We start from the raw sequence: 26665 nt of genomic DNA on the forward strand, positions 1-26665 counted from the left end.
GGTCAGGGCCACGATCTGGGTCGTGGACAGGGCCGCGACGTCCGTGGTTTCCAGCGACTGCACCTGGGCGGTGGTCAGCGAGGTGATCTGGGTGGTGCTCAATCCGCCGATCTGCGTCGTCGAGAGATTGGCAATGTAGGTGCTGTTAAGGCTGCGAACCAGCGTGGTGCTGAGGCCGGAAACCTGAGTTGTGGTGAGCGCAGTGAACTGCGTCGTGCTCAAACCCGTCAGGTTGGCCGTCGAAATCGAATTCAGCTGCGTGCTGGTCAGCGCGGCAACGGTTGTCGTCGCAAGTCCCGACAGCTGCGTTGTGAGCAGCCCCGCCATCTGCGTCGTTGTCAGAGCCCCAATCTGGGTGGTCGACAGCGCACTGGTTTGTGTCGAGGAGAGCTGACGAAGGTCTGAAGTCGTCCAGTTGCCGATTGCCGTCGTGCTCAGCTGGCCGATCTGAGTAGTCGAGAGAAACGAGAGGATCGACATGGCTAGGACTCCAGAGAATGAAAAAGTGGATCTACGGAAACCCTCCCTGCCTGGAAGATCTCCTTCTCGATTAATCCGAATTTGCCTTGCAAGACATATGCCGAATTAACCGAAGCCCACGCAATCTGGAGCCGACAACCGGAAAGGTACCCAACCGCGGACGCGCAACAACAGGCGCAGCCGCAAGGCCGTGTTCATTCCCCTTTTGGTATAGGCGCCCAAATTTTTTGGGTCAGTGTGGATAGAATACCCATCATGAGGATGAGTCAAGTTACATTCGGTGTACCCCCCACGAAACGCGCCGCGACCTGTATTGCGTCTGAGGTATTTCAGATCGTTTATGCCTTTGGGCCTAGATGATGGATCAATTGCATCCTTCGGGAGCGGGCATGTCGCTTTTTTGTCGTGTGTTTTGGAGAATCGCTTTAGTTTCCGGGTCACGTTGACCCCCTTTCCTGCCGATGGACGTGGCGATTGTCCCCTTACATGACGGTTCTGAGGTGTCTTTTTCTGGTGGCGCTGCACCATGGCGTGCAACTCCATCCGGATGAGTTGCCGCCCGATGTGCCCGGCGATCCCGTACCGGCCGTACTGAAGTGCATGCATGGCGCTGGCCTTAAGGGCCGTAAGACACGCGTCAGCTGGAAGTCCGCCTGTCACCTAGGCAGTGCTTACCCGGCAATTGCGATCCGGAAGGATGGCAGCTGGGTCATTCTTGCCTATGCGATGGAGGTGGAGGGCCGGATGTCGGCCGCCGTGCTGGACCCCATGCGTGAGGCTGAGGGCGTCCGGTTCCTGTCCGAGGAGGAATTTACCTCCACCTGGACGGGCGAGATCATCCTGGCCAAGCGTGTCTGGGCACTGATGGATGAGAACCAGCCCTTCGGTTTTCGCTGGTTCCTGCCGGAGATTCTGCGCAACGCGAAATTCTTCCGTGGCGTCGCCATCGCGGCCATCATGGCCAATCTGATCGGCCTGGCGCTGCCGATGATGTTCCAGGTGCTGGTCGACAAGGTGATTACCCACCATAGTTACCAGACGCTGTTTGTCATCGTCCTGCTTTATATATTGCTGACGGTCTTCGACGGGTTCTTTGGCTATGTCCGCCAGAATCTCATGCTGCTGGCATCGAACAAGATCGATGCCAAGCTGACCAGCCGCACCTTCCGGCACCTTCTTTCGCTGCCGCTGCATTTCTTCGAGCGCAACAGTGCGGGTATCCTGACCCGGCACATGCAGCAGACGGAGAAGCTGCGTCATTTCCTGACCGGCAGGCTGTTCCAGGTTTTCCTGGATACCGTCACATTGCCGGTGCTGCTGGTGCTGCTGTTCCTTTACAGCGGCCTGTTGACGGCTGTGGTGCTGGCCTTCTCGGTTGTCATCGCGGCGATCATCGGCTTCATGGTGCCGATCTTCCGGCTGCACCTGGGACGGTTGTACGAGACCGAGGCCAGCCGTCAGGCCCATCTGGTCGAAACGCTGCATTCCATGCGCGCCGTCAAGTCACTGGTGCTTGAAGAGAACCGGCAACAGGCATGGGACAGCAAGGTGGCCCTGGCCGTCCGGCGCCATGCCAAGGTTGGCGGCATCAGCATCCTGGGGACCGTGCTGACCGGCGGCCTGGAAAAGCTGATGCAGATCAGCGTGCTTGCCATCGGTGCCGTTCAGGTCTTCGACGGTGCCATGACACTGGGCGCGCTGATCGCCTTCAACATGCTGTCGGGTCGCGTCACGGGGCCGCTGCTTCAGATCGTGGCCTTGATCAACGAGTATCAGGAGGCGGACCTGTCGGTGCGCATGCTGGGCGAGGTGATGAATGCCGAGCCGGAGCGCAGTGGTCATTCCCGTCAGTCCCGTCCGTATATCACGGGCAAGATGTTCTTCGAGGATGTGACCTTCCGCTATGCTCCCGGCGCCACACCGGCGCTGGACCGTGTGTCCTTCGATATCGAGGAGGGTCAGGTTGTCGGTATCGTCGGCCGGTCAGGATCGGGCAAGACCACGATCACCCGCCTGATCCAGTCCATCCATATCCCGCAGGAAGGTCTGATCAAGCTGAACGGTGTCGATCTGCGTCATATCGAGCTGAACCATCTGCGCAAGTCCATCGGCGTCGTGCTGCAGGACAATCTTCTGTTCCGCGGCACCATCCGTGAGAATATCGCGGCGGCGCGTCCCGACGCGCCCCTTCATGAAATCCTTCAGGCGGCCCAGATGGCGGGCGCCGACGAATTTATCGACCGGCTGCCTTTGTCCTATGACACGATGGTCGAGGAGAATGCTTCCAACTTCTCCGGCGGTCAGCGCCAGCGTATCGCCATCGCCCGTGCCCTGGTGACACAGCCGCGTCTTCTGATCTTTGATGAGGCGACCAGCGCGCTTGACCCGGACAGCGAGGCCATTGTTCAGCGTAACCTGACGCGTATCGCCGAGGGACGTACCATGATCATCGTCTCGCACCGGCTGTCATCTTTGGTTAAGGCTGACAAGATCATCGTTCTGGAACAGGGCAAGTTGGTTGACTGCGCCCCGCACTCCATCCTGCTGCAACGCTGCGACATTTATCGGCACCTATGGCAAACCCAGACACAGCACATCCATTGATGCGGCCCTTCCAGGGTCTGCGTGAGCGCTGGCGGCGGTTCTACGGGACGCCGGCCCCGCGTCTGCATGTGGCCCCCGAAGCCATCGAGTACCAGTCGGAACTGGAGGTGATCGTCCGCGAACCGCCGCCACCCATCTTGGGGGCCCCCCATCTGGTTGCGGCGGGGATGCTGGCGCTGTTGGCCATCATCGCGTGCTTCGTTCAGATGGACCGTGTCGTGGTGTCCACAGGCCGCCTGGCCACGCAGGTGCCGCCCATCGTGATGCAGCCGCTGGAACGTTCCATCGTGCGTCAGCTGTTGGTGCAGCCCGGTGAACGTGTGACCAAGGGGCAGTTGCTGGCCACGTTGGACCCGACCTTCACGCTGGCCGACCGCAGCGCCCTGTCGGCGCAGCAGCGCGCCCTGTTCGCGCAGCTGCGGCGGTTGGAGGCGGAAGCGGCGGGCAAGACCTTGCCCGAGACCATGGCAAACAGTGACGATCCAGACATGGCGTTGCAGGCCCGGCTGTTCCAGCAGCGCCAGACCCAGTACCGGTCGCATCTGGACAGTCTGGATAGCGGCATTGTCAGTCTTGATGCCTCGCAGCGGGCCGCCCAGGATGATGAGAAGTCGTTGATGGCCCAGATGGTGGTCTATCGCGATGTGGAAAACCTGCGCTCCCAGCTTTTCAAGGCGCAGACGGGGTCGCGGCTACAGCTTCTGGAGGCCCAAGCCCAGCGTCTGGAGACCGAGCGGTCGCTTCAGGCCACCAGCAACCGTATCAAGGAATTGCAGGCCGATCTGGCCGCAAAGCGGGCCGAGCGGCGCAACTTTGTCGATGACTGGCAGCGCCAGCTTCTGGAACAGCTTGTGGAGACGCGCCGTCAGGCCTCCCAGGTCGATGAGGATCTGGCCAAGGCCGTCCGCCGCAACGATCTGGTGGAGATGACGGCCCCTGCCGATGCCGTTGTGCAGGAGGTGGCGCGCCTGTCGCCCGGTTCCATCGCGCGGGAAGCCGAAGCGTTGATCACCCTGGTGGCGTTGGATACGCCGCTGATTGCCGAGGTGGTGATCCAGTCCGGTGACATCGGCTATGTCAAGGCGGGCGATCTGGTGGAGGTGAAGGTCGGGCCGTTCCCGTTCCAGCGCCATGGCATGCTGAAGGGCCGGCTGCGGTCGGTCTCCCGGCAGAGCTTTGTGCCGGGTACGGCGGAGCCGCTGGACGCGCTGCGCACGCCGACGGTTGCCGGTGCCTATGTGCATACGGCGCAGGTCGATCTTGAAAGCCTGACGCTGGAGCGCATGCCGCAGGGTGCGGTTCTGACGGCGGGCATGGTGGTGCAGGCCGAAATCAAGGTCGGCAGCCGCAGCCTGATGTCCTATTTCCTCTATCCCGTGCTGCGCGGCCTGGACGAGTCGCTGAACGAACCCTGATCAGTCCGCCCGGATGGCGACGCGGTCCAGCGTCGCCTCAAACCCGCGCGCGAATGTCTGCGTGTCGCCCAGGGTGGCCTGCCAGCGTTCGGGCGTGGTCCGGCTGCGGATCGCCCGGTAAAGGTCTGGCGTGTCGTGAAGTGCCACGGCCCGGTCGACATAATCATCATCGTTGGTGGTGATCAGTTCCGGCAGGTCCATAGCCCGCAACAGGGCCCCGGCCATCCGGCTGGCGAAGGTTTCCCGTGACAGGGTCAGGATCGGCAGACCGGCACGCAACGCGTCGCTGGCCACGGTGCCGGCATTATAAGGTGTCGTATCCAGGAACAGATCGGCCAGCGCCATGCGGGCGCGGTAACGGTCTGGCATGGCACGGGGGGAGAAGAGCAGTCGGTCGGGATCGACCCCGTGCCGTGCCGCCTGTGCCCGCAGATTGCCCACCACCCAGCGATTATCCTCCAGCAGCCAGAGGACGCTGTCGCGCGTGCGGGCCAGGATGCGCATCCACAGGGCGAACATCGCTTCGGAGATCTTGTAGGAGCCGCAGAAGCAGCAGAAGACGAATCGGTCCTGCGGCAGTCCTTCATCCGCGCGGCTGATATCGGCCATCGGTACGGGCAGGCCATCATTGGCCTGGTAGACGCCGGGCAGATAGAGCGGGCGGGGCCAATATTGATCCGCGATGGCAGGTGGGATGGCATATTCGTCGGTCAGAATGTAGTCCAGCTCCGGGATCGGTACCGGCCCGATGAAGCCGAGATAGGTCATCTGCACCGGCGCCGGTTTCCAGCGCAGCACGTCCAGCCGTTCGCCGACGGTGATGCCGTTGAGGTCGATCAGGATATCGATCTCATCGGTCCGGATCTGGCGGGCGACCGTTTCATGGTCCTTGTCGCGGACAAGGCGGCAATGATCCAAGGCCGCCAGCACGCGGGCCCGCATGTCGCTGCCATCATCCGGGCTGGAGCAATAACCATAGATCTCGAACCGGTCACGGTCGTGCCGTTCCAGCAGTTCGGCCACCAGGAAAGTCATGGCATGGCGGCAGAAATCCGACGACATGTAGCCGATGCGCAGCCGGCGATGGGCATAGCCGGAGGGCGGAGCAAGTTTCTGGGTCGCAGGCACGGGCCGGCGGTCTAGCCAAGATTGCACCGTCCGGTGCTGTTCGGCCACATTGTCGGCCAAGGCAAGCGTTGCGAGCGCACCGCATTGGTCGCGCAGCTGTTCAACCGTCAAGCCGGGGATGCCCGGCCCGAACAAGGGCCAAGCGCACATGTTCTGCCGGACGAAGGCCCAATGCTGGACCACATAATGCTGGTCGGGTTTGGTCAGCAGGCTTCGATAATAAGTTGTTTCCGCCTCATCCAGGCAGGACAGCTTTTCCAGCAGCCGGCCCCGCTGGTTCAGCAGCTTGGTTCGCGCTTCGTCATCCTGCAGCGCGGTGTTGATGGTCGCCAGGGCTGTTTGCGTATCGCCCGCCGCCTCGCGGATGCCCGCGAGATTGATGGTGGCCTGCCACAAGGCCGGCTGCAACAGAAGGGCGTTGCTGTAGGCGGTTGCCGCTGCGCCGGTATCCCCCCGTGCGGCCAGTTCGACGCCCAGATTGAACCAGATCGGGGCGCTGTCGACACCGCCATTGCCGGGCGAAACGAGCCATTCATGCAGCATGTCGGCGGCCCAGTGCCGGTTGGGCATTGGGTCTGCCTGCGCCACGGCGGCCATCGCCTCAATCGCCGGCAAGCCGGATAGCAGAGACCGCCAGCGGCTGCGCGTTGCCGGATCAACCGGGGACAGGCCCGGCGGCGCCCCCCGCAGATCGGCGATCAGCAGATCGATAGCGCAGAGCGCCGTCATGCCGGTTGTGTCCACAGTCTGACATCGCGCGGCACCCGTGTCAGGGCGTGCCGCTTGGCCAGGGCCTTGCGGTACCGTTCCTCGTAATCCGGCAGGAAGCCGAACTCCTCGGCATCATGGTCCATGGCGCTGCCGATTTCCAGATAGAGGTCCAGATTGGTCAGGTCAGGGACGGGCAGGGCGCCGGCCTCCCATTCCGCCCACATGCGGTCAAAGGCATCCTCCATCGCACGGGCGAAACCATTGGTGTTGAACAGAACGGACGTGTGGCGCAGGTCCAGAAGCTTTTGCCGGGCGGCGGCCAGGGCTGCCGGGTCACGTCCCAGCCGCACGGCCATCTCCACATAGGCTGCCGGGCTGTCACACACGAATTCCGGCGTGCCGGCAGCCGTCACCAGCGAGGCGCAGACACGGGATGCGAAGCCCCGACCGGGCAGGGTCAGGACGGGCACCCCCATCCACAACGCATCCGATGCCGTCGTATGCGCGCCATAGGGGCTGCTGTCCAGGAACAGGTCGGCCAGGACATAGCGTGCCAGATGATCGGCATTAGGGGCATAGGGGGCGAAGATCAGACGAGCAGGGTCGATACCGGCCTTGGCCGCCTCTTCCCGCAGGCGATGATCACCCTCGTTTCCGCCGCGCAGCAGCCAGAGCACGGAACCGTCGACCTGCCGCAGGATATCCAGCCAGCGGGCCATATTGAAGCGGGTCATCTTCTGCTGGCCGTTGAAACAGCAGAACACCACGCCCTGTTCCGGCAATCCATGCTGGGCCCGCGTCTGCGGTTCCGGCGAGATGACCCGGTAGCGGTCATTGGGCTGGTAGCAGGGGACCCGTTCCACCTTCTCGCTGTAATATTTCTCTGATCCGGGCGGAATGATCACCGGATCGGCGATGATGTAGTGGTGATAGGGGCTGGCCATCGTGCCGGGATAGCCCAGCCAGTTGACGATGACCGGGGCGGGCCGGCGGCCCAGCATCCGTGTGCGGGCATCCCGCGTATTGCCATTGATATCGACCAGGATGTCGATCCCGCACTCCTCCACCAGAGCCGCTGCGGCCGCATCATCCAGGCCCGTGATATCGTGCCAGTGGTCAACACTGCCCCGGATGCGCTGCATCACCGCATCCTCAAGGCGGACGCCGCAATAAAATGCCGTCACCTCGACGCGGGAGCGGTCATGAAGGCCGAACATTTCCACCGTCAGGTGGCCGATGGCATGGTTGCGCAGGTCGGACGAGAGATACCCGATACGCAGCCGCCCGTCGGGCGCGCGGCGGCGATGGGCGAAATCGGCGTTGGTCTTGAACTCATCGGGCCAACCCACATCCAGCCGATTGTGCGAGTAGGCATTGGCCAGGCTGAGTATGGGGTCGTCGGTGAAATAGGCCAGGGTCAGAGGGGCCAGCGTGGCCATGATCTTTTCCGGCGTCACGGGGCCGAAAGATTGCAGCACCGGCCATTTGCATTGCCGTTGACGGACATTGGCCCAGTGCTGCATTTCCTCCCGCCGTCCCGGCGCCACATCCAGCGACAGGCGCAGCACCTCCTCCGCCTCGGACATTTCCTGCCGGCTCATCCGCACGCGGGCCAGTTGCTTCAACACCGTCAACTTGTAATTGACCGTGTCGGAGGAAACGCCCGACAGGTTGCTGACGGCATGGCCCCAATAGTTGAGGGCCATATCGATCTGGCCCACCCGTTCCAGGGCGGACCCCAGCGATATGACGGCGGGCGTGAAATCCGGCCGCACACGCACCGCCTCATTAAAGGAATAGAGCGCGCCATTGCCGTCATCGCCGCTCAATTGCAGTGAGCCGAGATTGAACCAGGCCGCATGTATGGCCGGGTGCCCTTCATTGGCCGCCAGCCATTCCTGATAGACACGGATGGCGGCTCCCTTGCCATGCTCCGCTTCGGTGGCGTGGGCGAGGGCAAACAGCTCGTAAATATCCATGGCTTGCAACGCGTCAGTTGACGGGACGGATGATCAGGCCTGGGACACGCCCAGTTGATCGGCGAAATAGGCGATGGTGCGCGTCAACCCTTCCTCCAGATGGATGGTCGGCTGCCAGTTCAGGAGGGTTTTGGCCTTGGTGATGTCGGGGCAGCGCTGCAGCGGGTCGTCCTGCGGCAGGGGTTTCCAGACGAATTCCGATTTGGCGCCCGTCAGCCGCACTACATTCTCCGCCAGCTGACGGATCGTGTATTCGCCGGGATTGCCGATATTGATGGGGCCGGTCACCTCATCCGGGGCGGCCATCAGACGGATGAAGCCCTCGATCAGATCATCGACATAGCAGAAGGACCGGGTCTGGGTGCCTTCGCCATAGATGGTGATCGGATGGCCCTGCAGGGCCTGCACGATGAAGTTCGACACCACGCGCCCGTCATTGGGGTGCATGCGCGGGCCATAGGTGTTGAAGATGCGGGCCACGCGGATGTTCACGCCACTTTGGCGATGATAGTCGAAGAACAGGGTTTCCGCGCAGCGCTTGCCCTCGTCATAGCAGGCGCGGGGCCCGATCGGGTTCACGTTGCCGCGATAATCTTCGGTCTGCGGGTGTACCGTCGGATCGCCATATACTTCCGACGTGCTGGCCTGGAAGATCTTGGCCTTGGTTCGCTTGGCCAGCCCCAGCATGTTGATGGCCCCATGGACAGAGGTCTTCGTCGTCTGCACGGGGTTGAACTGATAATGGATGGGCGATGCGGGGCAGGCGAGATTGTAGATCTCATCCACTTCCACAAAGAGCGGGAAGGTGACGTCGTGGCGCATCACCTCAAAATAGGGGTTGGGGATCAGGTGCCGGATATTCTCCCGCGAGCCGGTGAAGAAGTTATCGACGCACAGCACCTCGTGTCCGTCATTCAGCAGTCGTTCGCACAGGTGTGATCCCAGGAAACCGGCACCCCCAGCCACCAATACCCGCTTGCGTGCGCGTTTCATGCTTATCCTTCTTGGGCGTTCGCGAAGGCCGCGCCGAATGGCGGGTCTTTCATGATCAACATGCTTAATCTATAACCCAGCGCAGGGGGGGCATGCCAAGGAGAAGCGTGTCTCTTCCTGTTTCTGCCGTTCAAAAGCTTGGCGGTACCGCCGCCTGCCCATCCCAGAGGATGTTGCCTTGGCCATCGCCCTTCGTCATTGCATCGCGCTGACTGGTCTTCTGGCATTGGCGGCCTGCGGCAGTCCGCCACCGGTTGTGCAAACCCCGGCTGCACCCGTGCGTCCTGCTGACCCGGAACTGGTCTTCTGGGAAAGCGTACGGGATTCCAAGGATATTGCCGAATATTATGCCTATCTCCACGCCTATCCGGCGGGCCGCTTCTCCGCCCTGGCGCGACTCCGGATCGAGGCGCTGACCCCGAAGGTGCAGAAGGAAGCCGCTCCACCGCCCAAGGCCAAGCAGCCTTCCATGTCCAGCCGGTTGCCGGCCCCGCCGCCCAGCCATCAGCAGGGCGAAACCACCATCGCCGAAGCCCCGGCGCCGCCCGTCAACTGGGCCAAGATTGATGATCTGTCGGGCCGGGCCGGGCCGTTGCTGCGCAGCCAAATCATGGATTGCTGGGAACCCCCGCCGCTGCCGCGCGGGGCCGGCAGTTTCCGTGCTGAAATCGGCATCTATTTCGACCCCGCGAACGGCAAGGTGCGGGGGGCGGCCTTCCTTGGGGGCAATCGGGAGATGACCGACGACGTGTTCTCCCGTTTCGTCAACAGCGCTGTCGCCGCCCCCATGGCACCGGCCTGCCGGTCGCTTGACCTGCGCCAGGCCGGGGGTGGTGCCGACACTGCCGGCCTGGTCCTGCTGTTCGCACTGGACAGCCCGCCGTAAGGTCAGGCGCCGGCCATGGCGGTGGCATGGTCGCGGAAGCGGTAATAGTCGAGCAGACGATCCCGCCGCCATGCCATGTCGCTATCGCGCCGCTCCGTCCGGGCGATCTGACAAGCCTGGATCGCGGCTTGCCGCGCATCCTGTCCGGCCGGCAGGCGCAGATCCGGCGGCAAGCTTGCCTGGAACGCGTCGATAACATGCGCCGGCGGCGCCGGCCCGTCTGTCAGCCATTCCTCTGCATTGCGGAACTGGTCGCGCATCGCCAGGGCAATCATGTAATCGCCGACCGCCTGCAGCTGCGCCGCTCCATGCTTGTCCACACTGACCATCGGAAGGATGGGGGCCAGCGTCGGGGCCACCAGATTGGCATACAGTTCCACATTCCAGTAAAGGCCGACGATCTGCCGGTAATGGGCGATGTCGCGGACAGCTTCCATCCCGCTTCTCTCGATCGGCAGGATTTCCACCTTGGGCTTGATCACGGCCACCGTGTCGTTCGAGACGTCGATATAGAGCGTGCCGATCTGCGTGGCATTCTGAAAGTAACGTCCCCGCAAAGCCCCCCAGATGGGACGGATGATGCCCCCTTCCTGCAGGAAGGCCACCAAGGCGCGGTCAACACGGCTGCGTGGCCGCCGCAGCCTCAGGAACAAGGCGTCGCGGACCGCATCCGTGATTTCACGGCAAAGACCCAAGGGGTATGGCTTCTTGGGATCCTTGTTGTGAATTGAACTTAAGGTTGGGTCAATTTTTGCCCTGATTTTTAGAAGTAAATCAAAGATTTCATTCAATAATGGAAGGATATGTGTTGTGGTTAATTTCTTTTGTTTCTCATCTGTTGGGGAAAATTGGTGGGGGAGCGGAATTTGAGGTGACATATGTGGGCTGCGATCTTGGTGTTTTTGCGTGCGATTTTTACTCATAATTGCCTGGTTCTCAGAAGTCCACCCCCTGTTATGTTCCATCCGCATAGGCCGTGCGTTGATGTCGCATGGATATGCCCACCTCATAGTTTGCGAATGCGAACGCTTCGCAATATAGTCTCTGCCGGACGGGATCGGTGATGTCGGGAAAACTGCTGACATCATAAGCGAATAAGAAGCATTTGCGTACCTGTGGGGCGCACCAGAAAGGTTTGAGAGAGATGGACGAGAAGATGAATTCCCAGGTGGCGCGCGGCCGTATGGCCCTGATGGCGGCCCTGTCCGTTGGTGTGGCGGCCTCTGCCGCCCCGGCGCTGGCCCAGCAGGCGACGGCGCCCACCGCCAAGGAAGGCGAGAAGAAGACCGTCATTCTGCCGACCCTGGGGGTGGAAGGTCAGGCGGCGGCACCCGCCAACAAGCCGGAAGTGGTCGCGTCCCCGAAATATGCGGCGCCCTTGCGCGAGACGCCGCAGACCATCACCGTTATCCCCAGCACGGTGATCAAGGAACAGAACCTGCTGAACCTGCGGGATATCCTGTCCAACGTGCCCGGCATCACCTTTGCCGCTGGTGAGGGCGGGGCCGGCGGTTCCGACAGCATCACCATGCGTGGGTACAGCGCCACCAGCGACATCGCCGTGGATGGCGTGCGCGACAGCGGCGCCTATGTCCGTTCCGACAGTTTCAACCTGGAACAGGTCGAGGTCACGAACGGTGCCAATTCCGTCTATTCGGGTTCCGGCTCCGTCGGCGGCACCATCAATCTGGTGTCAAAGACCGCCAAGGACGATAGCTTCACCCAGGCCAGCGCCGGCATCGGCACCGACAATTACTATCGCGCGACCGTCGATGCGAATCAGAAGCTGGACGACAATACCGCGCTGCGCATCAACGGCATGTGGCACCGCAATGACGTGCCGGGCCGCGATGTGGAGGAATTCAAGCGCTGGGGTATCGCGCCGTCACTGACCCTGGGTCTGCGCAGCGATACGCAGGTCTCGTTCAGCTACTTCCATCAGGAAGATAATAATATCCCGCAATATGGCGTGCCCTACGCCCTGAACGCCTATTCCAACGGCATTCTGCCGGGGGCCGATGCTGAGGCCTATTACGGCTATCGCAACATCGACACCCAGGAAAGCACGGTCAATGCCGGTACGGTGAAGATCGACCATCGCTTCAACGACAGCCTGTCGGTCAGCAACCTGTCGCGCTGGCAGAAGGTGGACGCGTTCGTCACCACGTCCTACCTGCAGGGTACCTGGTGCCTGTCCAGCGGCATCAACGCCTATACGGGGGCGGCCTGCACCACGCGCGGCCTGTTCACGCCCAACACCAACCGCGGCATCACCCGCGATGCCACCACCACCATGCTGTATAACCAGACCGACCTGAAGGCGAAGGTCGTGACGGGCGGCATCACGCATGATCTGGTGCTGGGTGCCTCCATCTCGTCGGAGAATTTTGACCAGAAGTCGGGCAACCGCCTGCGCAATGCCGATGGCACCGTGCCCACCGCCAGCTTCACCCCCATCACCATCGCCAATCCAGAGAATGTCTGGAACGGCCCGGTGAACTTCGCCGTCACCGCCGATGCCGACAGCGAGCTGGAGAATCAGGCGCTCTACCTCTTCGACCGCGTGCAGCTGAACGACCAGTTCGAGCTGAATGGCGGCGTGCGGTGGGAGCATAACAAGGGCAGCTATCAGACCACCAGCTTCGCCTATGCCACCACCGGCGTGACGACGACGGCGGCTCCCGTGGCCCGCAATGAGGAGAACCTGTTCTCCTGGCGCGCCGGCGCCGTATACAAGCCGCTGCCCAATGGCAGTGTCTATGTCGCCATCGGCAATTCCAAGACCCCGTCGCAGAGTGCGGTCAACGGCTCCTGCACCGCGACCGGTACCAGCACCACCTGTAATGTCGATCCGGAAACCGCCAAGAATTACGAGATCGGCACCAAGTGGGACCTGCTGGACGCCCGTCTGGCCCTGACGGCCGCCCTGTTCCGCAATGAGCGCACCAATTACAAGGTCACCTCCAACGACCCGGCGGTGCCGGATCAGCAGCTGGACGGCAAGTCCCGCGTGGATGGTGTGGCGCTGGGCGTGGCCGGCATGGTGGCCGAAGGCTGGAATGTCTTCGCCAACTATACCTATCTGGACAGCGAGGTTCTGCAGGGCGTGTCCGACTTCTGTCTGGCCAACCCGACGGTCGCCGCCTGCGCCACGGCACTGGCCGCCAATAATGGCCGCAAGGGTGCGCCGCTGACCAGCACGCCCAAGCATGCCTTCAGCCTGTGGACCACCTATGATCTGCCCATCGGTGTCCAGGTCGGCTATGGCGCGACATATCAGGGCAAGATCTATCCCAGCAACTCCACGACGCTGATGAATGCGGTTCCCAGCTACTGGGTCCACCGCGCCTCGGCCAGCTACTTCGTCAATGATCAGATCGAACTGCGACTGAACGTCAACAACCTGTTCGACAAGACCTATTACACCCGCGTCCGCAACGTTGCGGCCAGCGGCTGGGCTACGCCGGGCGAGGCGCGCAACGCCATGCTGACGGTGAATTACAGCTTCTGATCCGCCCGTCCCGCGGGATTGGAAGCTGTGGCGGCGGTCGCGTGAAGCGGCCGCCGCCTTTTTCATGGTTGGTTTGATGCAAATCAGAGTGGATCGCATTTACGGATGTTATAGGCTGCGCCTCATCCCAGTGACACGAAATCATGACCGATGGTCAAGATTTCGTGCCCCTCAGTCGCCGGCGGGCGCATCCGCGCCCTTGGCTACGCCGCATGGGCGGCGCGGCGGTAGTCACCGCCGTACCAACGGTCATAAATTATGACCATTGGTATCACAGCTTTCTGCCAGGACCCTTCATCATGATGATCAGCATTCCCGACGTTTTGACCCCGGAGCAGGTGCGGCAGTGCCGCGCGGCGCTGGATGCCGCCGACTGGGTCGATGGCAAGGTCACCGCGGGGTTCCAGTCGGGCAAGGTCAAGGAGAACAGCCAGCTGCCGGAAGGCCACCCGGTGGCGCAGCAGCTGGGTCAGGTGATCCTGGATGCCTTGTCAAAGAGCCTGCTGTTCATGTCGGCTGCCCTGCCGGCGCGGGTATTCCCGCCTTTGTTCAATCGCTATGCCGGGGGGCAGCATTTCGGCCCCCATGTCGATAATGCCATCCGTCAGGTGCCGTTCGGCGGCCCGCGCATCCGCACCGACCTGTCCTGTACCCTGTTCTTCAGCGATCCCGATGAATATGAGGGCGGAGAGCTGGTGGTGGAGGACCTGTATGGTCACCATGCCGTCAAGCTGCCGGCGGGGCATATGGTGCTGTATCCCAGTTCCAGCCTGCACCATGTCCGGCCCGTGACGGCCGGCGCGCGCGTCGCTTCCTTCTTCTGGCTGCAAAGCATGGTGCGCGATGATGGCGAGCGCCGGACCCTGTTCGACATGGACATGGCCATCCTGGCGCTGAACAAGGATATGCCTGATCATCCGGGCATCCTGTCATTGACCAACACCTATCACAATCTGCTGCGCCGCTGGGCGGAGGTGTGAGGGCTGACAGCGGCTATGGCGCGGCCATGACGCTTGATCATGTCGATGACCAGACGCTCATTATCCGATGACACGACCAGCCCACCACCAACGGCACATTCTGCCTCAGCAGCATCAATACTGGCGCGGACATCCGCCAAGATGGCGATTCTGTCTTCCAGGTCAGAAGTGAGCTTGGTTTCCATACGAGTATGCTGGGTGATGGTGAGAGAAAGTCAAGATAACTCTCCAACCGCCCCCGCCAGCCATGCCGAGAACGCCTTCAGCGCGGGGCCGGGCAGGCGGGATTTGGGCCAGGTCAGCCAGTAGCGGCCCGTGGTGATGGTGGGGGTGAAGGGCTGGATCAGACGGCCTGCCGCGATCTCCTTGGCAAACATCATCACGGGCGCGATGGCCACACCATGGCCTTGCAACGCCGCCTCCACCATGATCCAGGAACTGTCGAAGACGGGGCCGCGCAAGGGCGGGCAGGTGGCGTCCGCGGCGGCGAACCAGTTGGGCCATTCATCCGACCGGTATGACCGCAGCAGCCGTTCCCCCGCCAGATCGGCGGGACCTTGCAGCCGGGCGGCGATGGCCGGGATGCAGAGGGGGGACATCGGCGCCGTGAACAGGGCCTGCGCCTCCATCCCGTGCCATGCGCCGTCACCGAAGCGGATGGCGGCGTCCAGACCTTCGGCCTGGATATCGACGCGGTTATTGTTGGTGGACAGGCGCAGATCGATGAAAGGATGGTCGGCCAGGAACCCGTCGATGCGCGGCAGCAGCCAGCCGGCGGCAAAGGTGCCGACCACACCGACCGACAGCAATTCTGTGACCGGCCCACCATCAAACCGGTGCAGCAGGCGGGCAATCTGATCAAAGCTGTCGCGCACGCCGGGCAGCAGGGCCATGCCTTCATCCGTCAGGACCAGACCGCGCGGCAGGCGGCGGAACAGGGTGGCGCCCAGCCGGGCCTCCAGCCCCTTCACCTGATGGCTGACGGCGGCCTGCGTCACGCAAAGCTCAATGGCGGCCTTGGTGAAGGACAGGTGCCGCGCCGACGCCTCAAAGGCGCGCAATGCGTTCAGGGGCAGGTGCGGGCGGGTCATGAATAGCCTAGTTTTTCTAATGCTTAATCCGATTTATCACAGTTTGTCGGGGTCTGACAGCGCCATTACCTTGTCCGCACAACAAGGGAGACAGAGATGCTGACGCGACGACAACTTATTGGAAATACAGTATTCTTTGGCGCATTGGCCGCCGCTTCCCTGAAAGGGCTGGCGCCGATGCCAGCCGGTGCCGCCCCCATGGATGGCATGAGGGAAGCTATGGCCGCACTGGAGCGGGCGCGGGCTGGGCGGCTGGGCGTGGCCTTGCTGGACACGAAGACAGGGGCCGCCATGAACTGGCGCGGCGATGAACGGTTTGCCATGTGCAGCACGTTCAAGTTCCTGCTGGCCGGCTACATCCTGTCGCGGGTCGATGCGGGGCAGGAGCGGCTGGACCGGATGGTGACGTTCGGCAAGCAGGATCTGGTCGACTGGTCGCCCCTAACAGATCCGTATGTGGACAAGGGGATGAGCATCAACGACCTGTGCCAGGCCATCATGATCCAGTCCGACAATACGGGTGCCAATGTCCTGATGCGCGAAAGCGGCGGGCCGGCGGCGCTGACGGCCTTTCTGCGCGCGGCGGGGGATGGCGTGACGCGGGTGGACCGGATCGAGCCTGCGATGAATGTGGTGGGGCCGGGTGATTTGCGGGACACGACCACACCGGTTTCCATGCTGGGTCTGCTGCGGTCGCTGCTGCTGGGCGATGTGCTGACCCCGGCGTCGCGTCAGCGCCTGACCGACTGGATGATCGATAACCGTACCGGCAAGGAGCGGTTGCGCGCCGGTCTGCCGGCGGGATGGCGTATCGGGGACAAGACCGGCACCTATGGCGCCTTCAACAATGATGTCGCCATCCTGTGGCCGCCCGCGGGCGGGCCGCTGCTGCTGACGAGCTATTACGCCAATCCCACGGCGGACAAGGCCGTCCGCAACATCATCCATGCCGAGGTCGCGGCCATCGTGGCCAAGGCCTATGGCACGGTCTGATAAACTGACAAGCTGGCTGGAAAGATTGATCGATAGTTGGGATTTTGCCCTCACCCTCCCATTGGCTTGCGCCAATGGGCCCCTCCCTCTCCCACCTTCGTGGGCGAGGGGAGAAGTTTTTGCCCCTCGCCCGCTTGCGGGAGAGGGAGGGGCCCACCGCATAGCGGTGGGAGGGTGAGGGCTATAGCATCGGGCAGTATCTCAGGCTGATAAACTGACAACGCGCCGGAAATCGGTTACCTAAGGGGACAAGGATAAGCGGGCAGGGAGGGGGCGGGTTGGCCATCGGGCGGCGGCAATTCCTGGCGGCGGCGGCCATGCTGGCGGTGCCGGCGGTGCGGGCGCAGGAGGGGGTGCATCTGCGCATGTCCTGGTGGGGCGGCAATGATGTCCACCGCGCCCAGCTGCGCGCCCTGGAGGCGTTCGAGGCTCGCTATCCCGGTATCAAGGTGACAGCGGAATATACGGGCTGGGTCGGTCATCTGGAACGGCTGACCACACAGATCGCCGGCGGCACCGCCCCCGACGTGATGATGGTCAACTGGAACTGGCTGAAGCTGTTCTCCCGCGATGGGGAAGGGTTCCTGGACCTGGCCCAGGTCGCCGATATCATCGACCTCAGCCAGTTCGACCAGGACGCCATCACCATGTCGTCGGTGCGCGGGCGGCTGAACGGCCTGCCGCCCAACATGACCGCGCGGCTGTTCTGGTTCAACAAGACCACCTTCACCAAGGCGGGCCTGCCCATCCCTGACAGTTGGGACGCGCTACTGGCCGCAGGCCCCTTGTTCCGGGACCGGCTGGGTCCCGACTATTACCCGCTGGACATGAATTTTCAGGATACGGTGGCCCTGCTCTATAGCTGGATAAGCCAGAAAACCCAGCTGCCCTTCATTGATGAGGAGGCAAGGCGCCTGACCGCAGACCGCGACCTGCTGGTGGCGGCGGCAAAACTCTATCAGCGGCTGGTGGATCAGCATGTGGTGCCCACGGCCCGCGAACGTGCCAGCTTCGGGCATGTGCAGTTACAGGAGACGCGGCCCTGGATCACGGGCCGCTATGCCGGCATCTATCAATGGACCAGTTCGGTCGGCAAATATGTGGAAACGCTGGAGCCGGGGCAGAAAATGGTCCTGGCCCCCTATCCCATGCTGGAAGGGGCCGTCGATCCGGGTCTGCTCTATAAACCCGCCATGATGTATGCCATCAACCGGCAGACGCAGCACCCGCGCGAGGCGGCCTTGCTGCTGCAATTCCTGCTGAATGACCCGGAGGGGGTGCGCATCCTGGGGGCGCGGCGCGGGGTGCCGGCCAGTGCGGCGGCCCGGCGCACCCTGGAGGAGGACGGGCAATTGACGGGTCTGGCCCTGGAAGGGCAGCGGCAGATCGAAAGCCTGCCGCGCGGCATTGTCCTGTCGGGGTATTATGAGCATGCCCGCGTGCGCGACGGCTTCAACGATATATTGGAGAAACTGGGCTATGGCATGCTGACCCCGGAAGAGGCCGGGCACGCCATGGAGCGGGAGATCAACGGCATTCTGAAACGGGTGATAAGATAGAGCTGTTTTCGGTATACCGGAAACAGCTCCGGCGGCGACTGCCGCCGTGCCGCACGTGCGGCGTGAAGCCAAGCCGCGGATGCGGCGCCGGCGTTTGAGGAAAACGAACGGCTAGCCGGGACGATAGAGTGATGGGAATGATGACACCGGTTTCCAGTTCGATTAAGCTGAACGATCATTCAACGCCCTCCCGCCTGCGGTGCCTGCCCCATCATGCATGATTTCCGCCGTTTCGGACCGCAGGTCCTGCCCTTCCTGCGCCATTACCTGGGGGGCTGGGATTTCTTCAAGCCGACCTGGAATTATGAGGATGGCTGCATCTTCAAGGGCTGCCTGGACCTGGCCGACGCCACGGGCCGGTCGGAATTTTCCGACTTCGTCCATGACAAGGTGGGCGCAAGGGTCGACGAGGAAGGCGTGATCGCGGGCTTTGATCCCGCCGAATATAATATCGACAATGTGAAGCCCGCGAAGGTCTTCTTCCCGCTTTATGACCGCACAGGCGAGGAACGGTTCCGCCGCGCCATCGAAACCCAGATCGATCAACTGCGCACCCATCCGCGTACCAAGTCCGGCAATTACTGGCACAAGCAGATTTATCCCTGGCAGGTCTGGCTGGACGGGCTGTACATGGCGCAGCCGCTGGTGACGGCACAGGCGGTGGCGACCGGTGACCGCGATGCCTGGGAGGATGTGGTCCACCAGTTCATCCAGGTGCGCGACCATATGCGCGACCCCCGCACCGGGCTTTACTACCATGGCTGGGACGAAAGCCGGCAGGAACGCTGGGCCGATCCTGAGACGGGCCTGTCGGCCTGTTTCTGGGGCCGGGCCATGGGCTGGTTCATGATGGCCATGATCGATTGCATCGAACTCGCCGCCCTGTTCGACGGGCCGGGCCGGGCGGCCCTGATCGCCATGTTCCAGGACGCGGCCATCGCCCTGATGGCGGTGCGCAGCGCGCGGGGCCTGTGGTGGCAGGTGCTGGACCGGGGCGGGGACGAGGGCAATTATGAGGAAACCTCGGCCAGCCTGATGATCGCCTATTCCCTGATGGCCGGATGCCGCCTGGGCCTGCTGCCGCCCGATCACGGGCGGGCGGGGGAGGCGGCGCTGCGGACCATTATCCGCGACTTCCTGACCGAAACCGAACTGGATGGCATCTGCGGCGTCGCGGGCTTGGGCAATGATCCCTATCGCGACGGCAGCTACGCGTATTACCTGTCAGAACCGGTGGTCCCCAACGACCCCAAGGGCGTCGGTGCGTTGATGATGGCGTTGGCCGAGGCGATGCGGCGATAGGGCCGAAGGCCGCGCACGCGTGGCGAAAAATCCCGCCGATCCTGCACATCACCCCTCGTAATCGGGGTTGTCATACATATCTGTAGCGAGGTCCGGGAGCTTTCCTGTCCCCGGGGCCTGTCGGACCTGTCCGTCGGCCCTGGTGCGGGAGTGTTTCCTGATCGCGTTATGATACCGGTTACCTTCGTCAATAAACAAAAATTGGTGGCGGGGATGGCAGCACTTCGTGCCCCGTCATCTGGATCGGGTGCATGACATGACAGATTTTATGACGCGCCGCGCCGTCCTTGGCTGGGCGGGCGGCATGGGCGCCCTTGGCCTGTTATCAGGCTGTGAGCGTCGGGGCGGGCGTATGCTGACCTCCAGCGATACACACCCGTCTGATTATCCCACGGTGCAGGCCGTCAACGAGATGGGGCGGCTTCTGTCGGAACGGACAGATGGGCGCCTTGGCATCCATGTCTATGCCGGCGGGCAGCTGGGGGCCGAGCGGGACACGCTGGAGATCACCACCTTCGGCGGGCTGGACATGAACCGGGTCAATCTTGCCCCCCTGACCGCCATTGAGCCGATGACGGTGATCCCGTCACTGCCCTTCCTGTTCCGGTCCACGGCCCTTATGCGGGCCGCACTGGATGGGGCGGTAGGGCAGGCCGTGCTGGACAGCCTGCGGCCCCACGGCATGGTGGGCCTCTGTTTCTATGACAGCGGCGAACGCAGCTTTTACAATACCAAGCGGCCCATTCAGACCCCGGAAGACCTGAAAGGTCTGAAAATCCGGGTGCAGAATTCCGACCTGTTCGTGGCCATGATCAAGGCGCTAGGAGCCGACGCCACGCCCATGGATGCAGGCGAGGTCTATCAGGCCCTGGTGCAGGGCGTGATAGACGGGGCGGAGAATAACCAGCCGTCTTACTTCACGGGCCGGCATTTCGAAGCCGCTCCGTTTTACAGCCTGACCCGGCATGTCATGGCGCCAGAGATCCTGGTCATGTCCATGGCACGTTGGGAGAAGCTGTCAGCCGCTGACCGGGAACTGGTGCAGGAGACGGCGCGGCAGTCGGTGCCCTTCATGCGCACGCTGTGGGATCGCCGCGTGACGGAGGCCACCGAAAAGCTGCTGGCCAGTGGCGTGAAGGTCAATGAGGTGGCCGATATCGCCGCCTTTTCCGATCTGATGCGACCGGTCTGGGACCGGTTCGTCACGACGCCCGAACAGAAGCGTCTGGTCGCCGCGATTGAGGCGATGGATGACGGGGCCGGCACAGGGGAGGGCGCACCATGAACCATCTGGCAAATCTTACCCGTCTGGCATCAAACCTGCTTATCGGGCTGGCGGGGCTGGGGCTGATCGCGATGACGGCCATCGTGTCCTGGCAGGTCTTTGGCCGTTTCATCCTGAATTCCAGCCCGTCATGGTCGGAACAGGCGGCCCTGACCCTGATGATCTGGTTCGTCACCCTGGCAGCAGCCGTTGGCGTGCGGGAGGGGTTCCATATCCGCATCACCGCCGTGGAGGACATGGTGTCCCCGCCGCTGCGCAAGGCCATGCATGTGCTGGCCGAACTGGTGGTGGGGGGTATCGGGGCGGCCATGCTGTTCTGGGGCGGTGATCTGGTCATCCGCACCTGGGGACATGTCATCCCGTCGCTAGGCCTGTCGCGCGGCTTTGCCTATCTGGGCCTGCCGTTGGCGGGCGGGCTGATCGTGCTGTTCGCGCTGGAACGCATTTTGAAGACATTGGCGGGGCCGGCGGCGGCGGAAAAGGACGTGGTGTGATGGAAATCGCAATTCTGGGCATTGCCCTGGTTGTCCTGCTGATGCTGGGCGTGCCGGTGGCCTTCGCGCTTCTGGGGGCGTCCATCGCCTGTTTCATGGCGCTGGATATCCCGCTGGTGGTGGTGTTTCAGCGCATGGCATCGGGGATCAGCGTCTTTTCCCTGATGGCCATCCCGTTCTTCATCTTTGCCGGCGACCTGATGTACCGATCAGGCATTGCCGAACGGTTGGTACAGGTCGCGGGGGCGGTGTTCGCACCGGCGCGCGGCGGGCTGGGTCTGGTCAATGTCGGTGCCTCCACCTTGTTCGGGGCCGTGTCGGGTTCGGCCATCGCCAGCGCCAGTGCCATGGGCTCCACCCTTATCCCCCTGATGCGGGAGCGGGGCTATGACGGTGATTATGCGGTGAATGTCACCGTCACGGCGGCCATTGTCGGTCTACTGATCCCGCCCTCGCACAACATGATCATCTATTCGGCTGCCAGCGGCATCGGCGTGTCGATCAGCGACCTGTTCCTGGCCGGTGTCGTTCCCGGTCTGCTGTCGGCGGCGTTGTTGGGGGTGGTGGCGTGGCTGGTGGCGCGGCGGCGGAATTACCCGACGGGGACATTTCCGGGCTGGTCCGCCCTGTTCAAGGCACTGCTCTATGCAATGCCGGGGATCATGACGGCGGTCATCATCATGGGCGGTATCCTATCGGGCATCTTCACCCCCACCGAGTCCTCCGCCATCGCGGTCGTCTATACGATGCTTGTCGGTGCCCTGGTCTACCGCTCTCTCGGCCTGTCCAAGTTTCTGGAGACGGTGACTCAGTCGGTGCGGATTACCGCCATGGTCCTGATGATCATCGGGGCGGCCACGGCGTTTGGTTATGCGCTGGCCATCATGGAGGCACCGGCGCAGTTGGCCGGTCTGATCACGGCGCTGACCGATAACCCGATCCTGGTGCTGCTGATCATCAATGTCGCCCTGCTGCTGCTGGGCACCTTCATGGACATGTCGCCCCTGATCGTCATCACCACGCCTATCCTGCTGCCGGTCGCCATGCAGGTGGGGGTCGATCCCGTGCATTTCGGGATCATCATGATGCTGAACCTGGGTATCGGGCTTGTCACACCGCCGGTGGGATCGGTGCTGTTCGTCGGCGCGGCAGTCGGCAAGATCCGCATCGAACAGGCGGTGAAGACCATCTTCCCGTTCTACATGGCCCTGCTGGTGGCGCTGATCCTGGTGACCTATGTGCCGGCTTTGTCGCTGGCCCTGCCGAACATGGTGAAGTAGGCGCAAAAGAAAAAGGCCGGCACCCGTGGGGGTGCCGGCCTTTCACGCGACAAGGGATGATGAAGGATCAATCCTTGATCTGTGCCGCTTCCATGCGTGGGGACAGCAGGTGCACGACCAGCAACGCCAGCAGATAGGCCGTGGCGGCGACCACGAAGATCGGCGTGTAGGTGCCCAGCTTGTCCAGCACATAGCCCGCATATTTGGCCATGACCATGCCGCCGATGGCACCCAGCATGCCGCCGATACCCACCACCGACCCTACTGCCGACCGCGGGAACACGTCGGACGGCAGGGTGTAGAGGTTGGCGGAGAAGCCCTGGTGTGCGGCGGTTGCCAGACCGATGATCAGAACCGCGACCCACAATTGATCGGCAAAGGCGGCAAAGGCCACCGGCGTGGCGCACAGCGCGCAAACCAGCATGGTCAGCTTGCGCGCCCGGTTCACCGTGGCGCCGCGATGGATCAGCTTGGATGACAGCCAGCCGCCGGCGACCGAGCCCACGTCCGACAGTAGATAGATAACGACCAGCGGCGGGCCAAAGCTTTTCAGGTCAAGCCCATGCCGCTTGCCCAGGAAGTCAGGCAGCCAGAACAGGAACATCCACCAGATCGGATCGATCAGGAACTTGCCCATGGCATAGGCCCAGGTTTCCCGCACGCGCAGCAGACGCAGCCAGCCGATCTTTTCCGTCGTGTCGGGCGGATCGCTTTCGATATGCGCCAGTTCGGCGGGGCTGAGCAGCTTACTCTCCCGCGGGCGGCGATAGACGATGATCCACAGCGGCAGCCAGAGCAGGCTGGCAATACCGGTGATGATGAACGCCATCTGCCAGCCATAGGTCAGCGCCAGAAAGGGCACGACCAGCGGCGTGATAATCGCGCCGATATTGCTGCCGGCATTGAACAGGCCCGTGGCATAGGCGCGTTCCTTGCGCGGGAACCATTCGGCCACGGCCTTGATGCTGCCGGGGAAGGCACCGCCTTCACCCACGCCCAGGATCGCGCGGGCGATCATGAACCCGACCAGCGAGCGGGCCGCCGAATGGCACATATGGCCCAGCGTCCAGATGGTAAAGGCCAGGGCATAGCCCCAGCGCACCCCGATCTTGTCCATCACCCGGCCAAAGGCCACGTACGACACGGCATAGGCTGCCTGGAAACACAGCACGATGTCGGCATAGTCGGTTTCCGACCAGCCAAATTCCTTGGAAAGATCGGATTTCAGGAACCCGAGCATGCCACGGTCGACATAGTTGATGACCATGGCGGTGAACAGCAAAGCCACCACGATCCAGCGGACCATGCCGACCTTGACGCCGCTATTCTCGGTCGTTTCACTTCCCATCGTTTTCCCCTGGGTCTTGCAGGATATAGCCAAGCCGTCTGACGCAGCCCTTATCTGGCAGCAGACCCTAGTGGAAACCGGTGTCAATTGCAATGACACCGGTTGCGGAAAGTGTTGGGATGATAATCGTTTCAAATGAAACTATATGTTCTTGCCCCCGATGCGTCTACGACATAGAAAGCGTGCATAAACGACAGACCTCAGGGGTCATAATGAAAGATAGCGGGGATCATCGCAGCGGCTTGCTGCCGGCCTTAGGCCCGGTGCAGCTGGTGCTTCTGGGGGTCGGTTGCATCATCGGCGCCGGCATTTTCGTGATCACGGGTTCGGCCGCAGCGGATTATGCGGGCCCGGCCGTGTCGCTTTCCTTCCTTCTGGCGGCCTTTGCCTGCGCCTGCGCGGGCCTGTGCTATTCGGAACTGGCGGCGACGTCGAAGGAATCGGGCGGTGCCTACAGCTACACGCGCGATGCGCTGGGGCCGCGCATCGGCTGGCTGGTCGGGTGGAACCTGATCATGGAATATCTGGTGGCGGCCAGTTTCGTGGCTGTCGGCTGGTCGGGTTATCTCTCGGCGCTCTGCGACAGTGTTGGCCTGTCCTTGCCCAAGGCCTTCACCAGCGCGCCGTTCAAGCTGGCCAATGGCCATCTGGAGGCCACGGGCGCCATCATCAACCTGCCGGCGGCCATGATTATCGGGCTTGCCACGCTCTGCGCCGTGATCGGCGTCAAGCGCTCGTCAGCGGCCAATATGGTGGTGGTGCTGATCAAGGTGACGGTCATCCTGGTGGTGATCGCCGTCGGCGCCTTCCATGTCGATCCGACCCTGTGGACCCCGTTCATCCCGGAAAATACCGGCACCTTCGGCCAGTATGGGATCAGCGGTGTCATGAAGGCGGCGGGCGTGGTGTTCATCGCCTATATCGGCTTCGACGCGGTCGCGACCACGGCGCTGGAGGCGCGCAAGCCGCAGCGGGATGTGCCCATCGGCATTCTGGGCTCGCTGGCCGTCTGTACCGTCCTTTACATCGCCATGTCGCTGGTCCTGACCGGTACCGTGCCCTACACGCAACTGTCGGTGCCGTCGCCGGTGGCGCTGGCCGTGGCGAATATGGGTGAGGGCGTGTCCTGGATACTGCCGCTGGTATCGCTGGGTGCCATCGCGGGCCTGACTTCGGTCATCCTGGTGCTGCTGGTGGCGCAGCCGCGCGTGTTCTTCGCCATGGCGCAGCACCGCATCCTGCCGTCGCTGTTTGCCAAGGTGCATCCCACATACCGCACCCCGCATGTCAGCACGATCATCACGGGCAGCATCGCGGCGTCGCTGGCGGCCCTGTTCCCCATCGACTTCCTGGCGGAACTGGTGTCGTCGGGCACCTTGCTGGCCTTCATGATGGTGTCGGTCAGCGTCATCGTCCTGCGCCGTACCCGGCCCGATGCGCCGCGCCCGTTCCGGGTGCCATGGGTGCCGTTGATCCCCATCGTGTCGATCGTTGTCTGCGGCTACCTGATCTCGGTTCTGGGCGAGCATGCCTATCTGCGCCTGGGTATCTGGCTGGCCATCGGCCTGGTCATCTACGAACTGCGCAAGAAGCACGCGGCGGCGGGGTTGGCGTAAGAACACGCCCGCTGGATGGACATGAAAAAGGCGGGCCTCGTGCCCGCCTTTTTTGTGGCTGCCTGTGGTTCTACCTGACCCGTGCCGTAGGTCGTGGGTGAACGCGAGTGAACCCCGACGAGCGACGGTGCCATTGATGTCGGGGTTCGCCTTCGGCTCACCCGCGACCTACGGCAATCATACCAGTGGCCTGTCAGAACATCACAGGGACTCCAGATTTTACCAAGCGGGGACCACGGCGCCCTTGAACGTTGTCTCGATGAAGGCCTTCACCGGCGCGGAATTATAGACGGCCACCAGCTTCTTCACCCAAGGCTTATCCTTGTCGGCGGCGCGCACGACGATGACATTGGCATAGGGGCCGTTGGCGGGTTCCCGCGCGATGGCGTCCTTGACGGGGTCCAGCCCGGCCTCCAGCGCGTAATTGCCGTTGATGGCGGCGGCGTCGACATCGCGTAGGCTGCGCGGCAGCTGGGCTGCGTCCAGTTCCACGATCTTCAGGTTCTTCGGATTCTGGGTGATGTCCAGCACCGTGGCCTTCAGCCCCACCTTGGGATCGACGCCGATCAGGCCCTCATGGCTGAGCAGCAGCAGGGCGCGGCCACCATTGGTCGGGTCGTTGGGGATGGCGACCTTGGCCCCCTTGGGCAGCGCGTCCAGGGACTTGGCCTTGGCCGCAAAGATGCCCAGCGGGAAGGTCACGCTCTTGCCCACGGACACCAGCTTGAAGCCCCGGTCGGTGATCTGATTGTCCAGATAGGGTTGATGCTGGAAGCTGTTGGCGTCCAGGTCGCCGCTGTCCAGGGCGGCGTTGGGCACGACATAGTCGCTGAATTCCAGCACTTCCAGGTCCAGACCCTGGGCCTTCGCCTCCTTCTTCACCACTTCCATGATCTGAGCATGGGGGCCGGGGGTCACACCGATCCGGACCTTCTCTGCCTGGGCGGGCAGGGCAGCGGCCAGGAGAGCGGCGGTAACGGCCAGCAGGGCGGAAATGCGCATGGTTTCGG

The 26665-nt window shown here is 62.8% G+C and carries 20 protein-coding genes and 1 pseudogene; 12 read left to right on the plus strand and 9 right to left on the minus strand.

What is annotated here, in order from left to right; translation table 11 throughout:
* Window positions 1–480 (minus strand): annotated as a pseudogene (locus tag ACODSP_RS17565) (beta strand repeat-containing protein); the annotation flags it as partial.
* A 513-nt stretch (window positions 481–993) separates the two neighbouring features.
* Between ACODSP_RS17565 and ACODSP_RS17570 the strand changes: the two are divergent.
* Together ACODSP_RS17570 and ACODSP_RS17575 are read left to right on the plus strand one after the other, a co-directional pair.
* The gene (locus tag ACODSP_RS17570) at window positions 994–3084 is read left to right on the plus strand and encodes a peptidase domain-containing ABC transporter (RefSeq protein WP_488966858.1); all 2091 of its coding nucleotides are present in this window, start codon (window positions 994–996) and stop codon (window positions 3082–3084) included.
* Window positions 3084–4499 carry an HlyD family type I secretion periplasmic adaptor subunit gene (locus tag ACODSP_RS17575; RefSeq protein ID WP_488966859.1) on the plus strand — a complete coding sequence of 472 codons (1416 nt, stop codon included), beginning with the start codon at window positions 3084–3086 and terminating at the stop codon, window positions 4497–4499. The genes ACODSP_RS17570 and ACODSP_RS17575 overlap by 1 nt, the downstream gene beginning before the upstream one ends.
* On the opposite strand, the gene ACODSP_RS17580 is transcribed toward ACODSP_RS17575, so the two are convergent.
* Genes ACODSP_RS17580 through ACODSP_RS17590 form a run of 3 tightly spaced genes read right to left on the minus strand, consistent with a single transcriptional unit; the run spans window position 4500 to window position 9310 of the window.
* Window positions 4500–6356: an O-linked N-acetylglucosamine transferase, SPINDLY family protein gene (locus tag ACODSP_RS17580; RefSeq protein WP_488966860.1), complete on the minus strand. Its 1857-nt coding sequence runs from the start codon at window positions 6354–6356 to the stop codon at window positions 4500–4502.
* Entirely contained in the window at window positions 6353–8317 is a 1965-nt protein-coding gene (locus ACODSP_RS17585) for an O-linked N-acetylglucosamine transferase, SPINDLY family protein (RefSeq protein ID WP_488966861.1), read from the minus strand. The genes ACODSP_RS17580 and ACODSP_RS17585 overlap by 4 nt, the downstream gene beginning before the upstream one ends.
* A 33-nt stretch (window positions 8318–8350) precedes the next feature.
* Window positions 8351–9310 (minus strand): UDP-glucuronic acid decarboxylase family protein, encoded by a 960-nt coding sequence (locus tag ACODSP_RS17590; RefSeq protein ID WP_488966862.1) that lies wholly within the window; start codon window positions 9308–9310, stop codon window positions 8351–8353.
* A 178-nt stretch (window positions 9311–9488) separates the two neighbouring features.
* On the opposite strand from ACODSP_RS17590, the gene ACODSP_RS17595 reads away from it, so the two are divergent.
* On the plus strand, window positions 9489–10196 hold the full coding sequence (locus ACODSP_RS17595) for a hypothetical protein (RefSeq protein WP_488966863.1): 708 nt from the start codon (window positions 9489–9491) through the stop codon (window positions 10194–10196).
* A gap of 2 nt (window positions 10197–10198) precedes the next feature.
* Here ACODSP_RS17595 and ACODSP_RS17600 read toward each other — a convergent pair whose 3' ends face one another.
* Entirely contained in the window at window positions 10199–11119 is a 921-nt protein-coding gene (locus ACODSP_RS17600) for a hypothetical protein (RefSeq protein ID WP_488966864.1), read from the minus strand.
* 221 nt (window positions 11120–11340) lie between these two features.
* On the opposite strand from ACODSP_RS17600, the gene ACODSP_RS17605 reads away from it, so the two are divergent.
* Both ACODSP_RS17605 and ACODSP_RS17610 read left to right on the plus strand, forming a co-directional pair.
* Complete coding sequence (locus ACODSP_RS17605) at window positions 11341–13707, plus strand: TonB-dependent receptor (RefSeq protein ID WP_488966865.1); 2367 nt, start codon at window positions 11341–11343, stop codon at window positions 13705–13707.
* A gap of 299 nt (window positions 13708–14006) precedes the next feature.
* Window positions 14007–14687 (plus strand): Fe2+-dependent dioxygenase, encoded by a 681-nt coding sequence (locus ACODSP_RS17610; protein WP_488966866.1) that lies wholly within the window; start codon window positions 14007–14009, stop codon window positions 14685–14687.
* Here ACODSP_RS17610 and ACODSP_RS17615 read toward each other — a convergent pair.
* Both ACODSP_RS17615 and ACODSP_RS17620 read right to left on the minus strand, forming a co-directional pair.
* A complete protein-coding gene (locus ACODSP_RS17615; protein ID WP_488966867.1) occupies window positions 14654–14872 on the minus strand; it encodes a hypothetical protein in 219 nt (72 codons plus the stop codon). The two genes, ACODSP_RS17610 and ACODSP_RS17615, sit on opposite strands and share 34 nt — an antisense overlap.
* Before the next feature lie 30 nt (window positions 14873–14902).
* Window positions 14903–15778 carry a LysR family transcriptional regulator gene (locus ACODSP_RS17620; protein ID WP_488966868.1) on the minus strand — a complete coding sequence of 292 codons (876 nt, stop codon included), beginning with the start codon at window positions 15776–15778 and terminating at the stop codon, window positions 14903–14905.
* Between the two features lie 207 nt (window positions 15779–15985).
* Here ACODSP_RS17620 and bla point away from each other — a divergent pair, with 207 nt between their 5' ends.
* The 6 genes from bla (at window position 15986) to ACODSP_RS17650 (ending at window position 22691) form a co-directional block, all read left to right on the plus strand.
* Window positions 15986–16771, plus strand: coding sequence for a class A beta-lactamase (gene bla, locus ACODSP_RS17625; protein WP_488966869.1), 786 nt, complete (start codon window positions 15986–15988; stop codon window positions 16769–16771).
* Between the two features lie 278 nt (window positions 16772–17049).
* On the plus strand, window positions 17050–18330 hold the full coding sequence (locus tag ACODSP_RS17630) for an ABC transporter substrate-binding protein (RefSeq protein WP_488966870.1): 1281 nt from the start codon (window positions 17050–17052) through the stop codon (window positions 18328–18330).
* A gap of 213 nt (window positions 18331–18543) precedes the next feature.
* Window positions 18544–19632: a glycoside hydrolase family 88/105 protein gene (locus ACODSP_RS17635; RefSeq protein ID WP_488966871.1), complete on the plus strand. Its 1089-nt coding sequence runs from the start codon at window positions 18544–18546 to the stop codon at window positions 19630–19632.
* Between the two features lie 256 nt (window positions 19633–19888).
* Entirely contained in the window at window positions 19889–20917 is a 1029-nt protein-coding gene (locus tag ACODSP_RS17640; RefSeq protein ID WP_488966872.1) for a TRAP transporter substrate-binding protein, read from the plus strand.
* Window positions 20914–21411 carry a TRAP transporter small permease gene (locus ACODSP_RS17645; RefSeq protein WP_488966873.1) on the plus strand — a complete coding sequence of 166 codons (498 nt, stop codon included), beginning with the start codon at window positions 20914–20916 and terminating at the stop codon, window positions 21409–21411. The genes ACODSP_RS17640 and ACODSP_RS17645 overlap by 4 nt, the downstream gene beginning before the upstream one ends.
* Window positions 21411–22691 (plus strand): TRAP transporter large permease, encoded by a 1281-nt coding sequence (locus ACODSP_RS17650; protein ID WP_488966874.1) that lies wholly within the window; start codon window positions 21411–21413, stop codon window positions 22689–22691. Before ACODSP_RS17645 ends, ACODSP_RS17650 begins: the two co-directional genes overlap by 1 nt.
* 67 nt (window positions 22692–22758) lie before the next feature.
* Here ACODSP_RS17650 and ACODSP_RS17655 read toward each other — a convergent pair whose 3' ends face one another.
* Window positions 22759–24039: an MFS transporter gene (locus ACODSP_RS17655; protein WP_488966875.1), complete on the minus strand. Its 1281-nt coding sequence runs from the start codon at window positions 24037–24039 to the stop codon at window positions 22759–22761.
* A 212-nt stretch (window positions 24040–24251) separates the two neighbouring features.
* Here ACODSP_RS17655 and ACODSP_RS17660 point away from each other — a divergent pair, with 212 nt between their 5' ends.
* A complete protein-coding gene (locus ACODSP_RS17660; protein WP_488966876.1) occupies window positions 24252–25655 on the plus strand; it encodes an amino acid permease in 1404 nt (467 codons plus the stop codon).
* 219 nt (window positions 25656–25874) lie between these two features.
* Here the strand turns inward: ACODSP_RS17660 and ACODSP_RS17665 are convergent, their stop codons facing one another.
* Window positions 25875–26657 (minus strand): MetQ/NlpA family ABC transporter substrate-binding protein, encoded by a 783-nt coding sequence (locus ACODSP_RS17665; protein WP_488966877.1) that lies wholly within the window; start codon window positions 26655–26657, stop codon window positions 25875–25877.
* Window positions 26658–26665: the final 8 nt, after the last annotated feature.

The organism is Niveispirillum sp. FG156, from assembly GCF_057809555.1.

Coding starts and splice junctions, on each gene's coding strand:
- ACODSP_RS17575 (WP_488966859.1), top strand. CDS start 3,084: ATGCGGCCCTTCCAGGGTCTGCGTGAGCGCTGGCGGCGGTTCTACGGG.
- ACODSP_RS17580 (WP_488966860.1), bottom strand. CDS start 6,356: ATGACGGCGCTCTGCGCTATCGATCTGCTGATCGCCGATCTGCGGGGG.
- ACODSP_RS17585 (WP_488966861.1), bottom strand. CDS start 8,317: ATGGATATTTACGAGCTGTTTGCCCTCGCCCACGCCACCGAAGCGGAG.
- ACODSP_RS17590 (WP_488966862.1), bottom strand. CDS start 9,310: ATGAAACGCGCACGCAAGCGGGTATTGGTGGCTGGGGGTGCCGGTTTC.
- ACODSP_RS17600 (WP_488966864.1), bottom strand. CDS start 11,119: ATGAGTAAAAATCGCACGCAAAAACACCAAGATCGCAGCCCACATATG.
- ACODSP_RS17605 (WP_488966865.1), top strand. CDS start 11,341: ATGGACGAGAAGATGAATTCCCAGGTGGCGCGCGGCCGTATGGCCCTG.
- ACODSP_RS17610 (WP_488966866.1), top strand. CDS start 14,007: ATGATGATCAGCATTCCCGACGTTTTGACCCCGGAGCAGGTGCGGCAG.
- ACODSP_RS17615 (WP_488966867.1), bottom strand. CDS start 14,872: ATGGAAACCAAGCTCACTTCTGACCTGGAAGACAGAATCGCCATCTTG.
- ACODSP_RS17620 (WP_488966868.1), bottom strand. CDS start 15,778: ATGACCCGCCCGCACCTGCCCCTGAACGCATTGCGCGCCTTTGAGGCG.
- bla (WP_488966869.1), top strand. CDS start 15,986: ATGAGGGAAGCTATGGCCGCACTGGAGCGGGCGCGGGCTGGGCGGCTG.
- ACODSP_RS17635 (WP_488966871.1), top strand. CDS start 18,544: ATGCATGATTTCCGCCGTTTCGGACCGCAGGTCCTGCCCTTCCTGCGC.
- ACODSP_RS17640 (WP_488966872.1), top strand. CDS start 19,889: ATGACAGATTTTATGACGCGCCGCGCCGTCCTTGGCTGGGCGGGCGGC.
- ACODSP_RS17645 (WP_488966873.1), top strand. CDS start 20,914: ATGAACCATCTGGCAAATCTTACCCGTCTGGCATCAAACCTGCTTATC.
- ACODSP_RS17650 (WP_488966874.1), top strand. CDS start 21,411: ATGGAAATCGCAATTCTGGGCATTGCCCTGGTTGTCCTGCTGATGCTG.
- ACODSP_RS17655 (WP_488966875.1), bottom strand. CDS start 24,039: ATGGGAAGTGAAACGACCGAGAATAGCGGCGTCAAGGTCGGCATGGTC.
- ACODSP_RS17660 (WP_488966876.1), top strand. CDS start 24,252: ATGAAAGATAGCGGGGATCATCGCAGCGGCTTGCTGCCGGCCTTAGGC.
- ACODSP_RS17665 (WP_488966877.1), bottom strand. CDS start 26,657: ATGCGCATTTCCGCCCTGCTGGCCGTTACCGCCGCTCTCCTGGCCGCT.